The organism is Caulobacter sp. (assembly GCF_035254145.1).
GTDB lineage: Bacteria > Pseudomonadota > Alphaproteobacteria > Caulobacterales > Caulobacteraceae > Caulobacter.
In genome coordinates, this window is the sequence record NZ_DATFAV010000303.1 from 1 (window position 1) to 4045 (window position 4045).

Annotated in this window: 2 protein-coding genes, 1 tRNA gene and 2 pseudogenes; 2 read left to right on the forward strand and 3 right to left on the reverse strand. The window is 64.7% G+C overall.

The features are described 5' to 3' along the window. Nucleotides 1–64 precede the first annotated feature (64 nt). A tRNA-Arg gene (locus VJ655_RS18240) sits at nucleotides 65–141 on the forward strand. 283 nt (nucleotides 142–424) lie between these two features. Here the strand turns inward: VJ655_RS18240 and VJ655_RS18245 are convergent. Further along, nucleotides 425–1231 carry a MerR family transcriptional regulator gene (locus tag VJ655_RS18245; RefSeq protein WP_324113548.1) on the reverse strand — a complete coding sequence of 269 codons (807 nt, stop codon included), beginning with the start codon at nucleotides 1229–1231 and terminating at the stop codon, nucleotides 425–427. Between the two features lie 101 nt (nucleotides 1232–1332). On the opposite strand from VJ655_RS18245, the pseudogene VJ655_RS18250 reads away from it, so the two are divergent. Continuing rightward, a pseudogene (locus VJ655_RS18250) lies at nucleotides 1333–2187 on the forward strand (IS3 family transposase); the annotation flags it as partial. An 82-nt stretch (nucleotides 2188–2269) separates the two neighbouring features. On the opposite strand, the gene VJ655_RS18255 reads toward VJ655_RS18250, so the two are convergent. Together VJ655_RS18255 and VJ655_RS18260 are read right to left on the reverse strand one after the other, a co-directional pair. Continuing rightward, nucleotides 2270–3583 (reverse strand): acetamidase/formamidase family protein, encoded by a 1314-nt coding sequence (locus tag VJ655_RS18255; RefSeq protein WP_324113549.1) that lies wholly within the window; start codon nucleotides 3581–3583, stop codon nucleotides 2270–2272. A 146-nt stretch (nucleotides 3584–3729) separates the two neighbouring features. Continuing rightward, nucleotides 3730–3939, reverse strand: a pseudogene (locus tag VJ655_RS18260) (IS481 family transposase); the annotation flags it as partial. Nucleotides 3940–4045: the final 106 nt, after the last annotated feature.

Here is a 4045-nt window from a genome sequence, read left to right on the forward strand (position 1 = left end):
GTTTGCGCAGGCCTCGCCTTTCGGCTAAGACCCGCTTCCCGCGCCTCGTCCTCGAGGACGGCATGCACCCGTAGCTCAGCTGGATAGAGCGTTGCCCTCCGAAGGCAAAGGTCACACGTTCGAATCGTGTCGGGTGCGCCAAAAAGTCTTTAAAAATCAATAAGTTACAAGAGTCTCTGCCGGCGCGTACGGAAACCGTACGGAAAACTCATTCTTCAAATCGATATCACCGAACTGGGCGCGGCCGGGGGCTACACAGTTCGAATCGCGTAAGGTGCACCTACGCTATTTTACGCTAGGGTTTCCCAGAGCTACCCCGTAGCCGCCGATTGAACGCCGCGCAGGGCAGGTCTGGCCGAACCGAGCAGCAGCTCTCCGACCAGTTCCCAACATCTCAATTCGACCCTAAGCAGACCTACTGGCGTCAGGCCGCGCCGTCCGGACTCGGCATGATCCCCGCCGAAATTGCCGCGCCATAGGCTTCGGACACGAAGTCCATCAGCTCGTTTCCGGTGCTCGATACGGAGGTGAACGCGGGGTGGTCGTTCGCTTCGCGCGCTACGGCTCTGACCTTTCGGGTCAATGCGGGATCGCCGCCCGTCGCCTCGAACACCTTGCCCATCCAGCGACGAGCCAGGTCCATGGCCGCTGGTGAGCGAGGATCGCCTGTTTGCATCAGCCGCGTAGCTTCCTGGTGCAGCAGAGTCCAGTCGGTGTCCGGCTTGTCCATGCCTTGGTACCCGTTGGCGGCCAGGGTCGCTTGGTCGGCGGACGTGAAGTGCTTGGTGGCGATCGCCTGATAGGCGGCGGATAGATCTTCAGTGCGCTTGTCGGTCATCGCCGTTTCCTTGGTGAGGTTCATCAGGTCATCCGAAGAAAGGTCGCCATGCCGGGCGAGCTTGAGCCGCGCCGCCGACAAGAGTCGGAGCGCCACATCGACCCGCTTGGCTTCTTGGCGCAGCACGTCCTCGTGCAAGGCCAGAAAGGTCGCCAGGTCGGAGAGACCGCCAGACAGGAGTTGGGCGATCCGACTTAAGGGAAAGCCGAAGCTCTTGAGCGCGATGATCTGGTGCAGCCGCGCAATCTGTTCCGGGCCGTAGACTCGCCAGCCGGCGATGGTCCGCTCGGCCCGGAGCAATCCGTGGGTCTCGTAGAGCCGCAGGGCCTTTCCGCTGACGCCGAACCGGCGAGCCGCTTCAGCAGAACGGAGATATGCACCGGTCTTGGTCATGTGACGCCTTTCTCGAACGCTCGCTGTATCCGGCCTGCCCCAGGGGCCGGCGCAAGCGCAAATCAGCATGAGTTCCGATGCCGCTACGAACCTTTCACATGCGGCTTCTGGGCGTGGATCGCAGCAGCGTGCGCTACGCGGCCTCGCGGCCCGACGACGGTGTCCTGCGTGAGCGGCTCAAGGCTCTGGCCCAGGAGCGCCGCCGGTTCGGCTATCGCCGGCTGTACGTGCTGCTCAAACGCGAGGGGCACGCGGTCAACAAGAAGCGGATCCAGCGGCTCTATCGCGAGGAGAAGCTGACCGTGCGCCGGCGCGGCGGACGCAAACGGGCGGTCGGCACGCGGCGGCCCCTCGAGCTCCCGCTGGCGCCCAACCAGCGCTGGAGCCTGGACTTCGTGTCCGACCAGATGACCGACAGTCGCCGCTTCCGCATCCTGACGGTGATCGACAACTGCACCCGCGAATGCTTGGCCCTGGTGGCCGACACCTCGCTGTCAGGTCGGCGGGTGGCGCGCGAGCTGGACGCCATCATCGCCCAGCGCGGACGGCGGCCCGACACCATCGTCAGTGACAACGGCACGGAATATACCTCCAACGCCATCCTGGCCTGGACCGACGACAGCGGCGTGGACTGGCATTACGTCGCGCCAGGCAAGCCCCAGCAGAACGGCTTCAATGAGAGCTTCAACGGCCGGCTACGCGACGAGCTGTTGAACGAGACCCTGTTCCGGTCCCTGCCGCACGCCCGCGCCGTGCTGGAAACCTGGCGGCGCGACTACAACGAGCGCCGGCCCCACTCAAAGCTCGGCTGGATGACACCCAGGGAGTACGCCAGCGCCTTCTGCGGAGAGACCGGCCGGCACGCTGCGCAGGCTGATAGCTCCGCGCACCGGCCTCTTGCCACCCACCAACACCAAGGCTCAAATCAACCCAGGACTCTCGTTATCGCTGGATGAGAAATGGGGGTCACGTCACTGCCGAGAATGTCCGCAGCCGGGGCCGGCAACGGACAGACTGATCGTCCGTTCGGGTCGTTAGCTAGGGGCCAACCGGTCTTGCGAGAGGGGGCGCCTTCAGGCCGACCAATCGTGTCTTGTCGAGACTGAGCGCCAACCCGGCGTTTCGCCCCGCCAGCGTAGCGACACGATATTGCGCAGCCGTGCCGAGAATCAACGAGGCCTCGGAGACATTCAGGCCGTAGTCCTGTTCCAGCCATTGGATCATGGCCGCCGTGGCGGCGCGAGCGGCCTCGTCGAGCGAAGAAGCCTGTCCCAGGACGGTGATCCGATCGGGTGTCTCGATCCTCGGCGCTGCCAGGGGTCTGGAAGGCAGGATGTCTACGCTGAACTCCACGTCCAACGAGGTTTCCAGAGCCCACTGGGTCGTCTCGCCGTCGCCTTGCAAGGCATGGCTGTCGCCCAGGAAGAGCATGGCGCCCGGTTGGAACACGGGCAGATAGACCGTCGCGCCTTCGCCGACGCCGTTGAAGTCCATGTTGCCGCCCCAGCGCCCGCTATCGCCCGCGGACTGCGCTGGAAGACCAAAGTCCGGCGCCACGCCCAGCCCGCCGAGCATCGGCTTCACCGGGACGATGTAGGCCAAAAGCGCCTGAGGTGGGTTCTCCAAGCGGGCTGTACCGGCTTGACGGTCCAAGAGCCAACGCACGCGCTTTCCCAAGTCGGTCGCGCGCGACGCGAGGCCTGGCGACATCGCCCTGCTGGTCACGCCATCCAGGCTGTCGGCGAAATCGCGGTTGAGCTTGAGGCTGCGGATATGGACCGCCAGCACGTCGCCGGCCTTGGCCCCCATGACGAAGAACGGCCCGGTTTGAGGATTGCCGTAGAGCGCGACGACGTTCCCGTGCTCGTCGATACCTCCAGAATCGATCGTGCGGGTCGCCACGACGTCGCCGGGGCGGATAATCATGGCCGGCGCGAGGTCAGCATTGAAGGTGTTGGAAAAGGTCTCGGGCCAATAGGTCCGCCGCGTGGGTGCGGAGCCGGGCAGCTGTAACAGGCGCCCAGCGAAGGCATGGCGCGCACGACCGCCGGCGTTGCTCGTGTCCGGGTAGTCGGCCGATCCGGTCAGGGCGCCCAAGCCCTCGATCGCCTCGAAGCTGTACCTTATCCCATCAGGATCCGTGGCGTCGAAATACAGCCGAGATCCCTTCTTGCGACCAACCACCGGCCAGCCGTCGAGATCTCCCGATAGCGCCTCGCCTGAGGCAGCCAGCGTGAGAACGCGGTGTTCGGCATTGCCCCATCGCTCAACCGACAAAAGCCAGGTTGACGGCGCCGCCAACGCGGGCGCGGCAATCAACATCATCGCCAAGGATAAGAGCCATCGCCGCATCGAGCTTCTCCGAACGCGTACAAGGCGACGGTAGAGATCGTCGCGCCCCGTGCAAGTGAAGCTTCGGACAGAGTCCAGCCCGTCGTTCGCGCGCTTTGAGCCTACCCGAGCCCATATCTTGGGCGCGCTCGGCTATTACCGGCCGACTAGGTGTTCAGTCCCGAGGTCAAGTGGACGGGATCGGATCTGAAACGGTCTGGCTCGTCCGCCCAGGCATTGCAGATGGCTTCGTAGGGTGTGAGGCCCCGTAAGGTCTTCAGCCGTCTGGCGAAGTTGTAGGCGTCCAGGAAGGCGGCGAGGTGGTCCTCGAGCTGCTTGTGAGTGTCGTAGTGATACCGTCGGACGGTCAGGGCAATCTGTCGCTGACGACCCGCGATCTGGCCAAGATCGGGGAGATGGTGCGCAGTGGCGGGCTGTACCACGGTCGCCGGGTCGTCAGCGCGGCCTGGCTGCGCGAGGCCC

What these genes read in the sequence shown, in the direction of transcription:
- VJ655_RS18245 (WP_324113548.1), bottom strand. Translation starts at nt 1,231, where the DNA reads ATGACCAAGACCGGTGCATATCTCCGTTCTGCTGAAGCGGCTCGCCGG.
- VJ655_RS18255 (WP_324113549.1), bottom strand. Translation starts at nt 3,583, where the DNA reads ATGCGGCGATGGCTCTTATCCTTGGCGATGATGTTGATTGCCGCGCCC.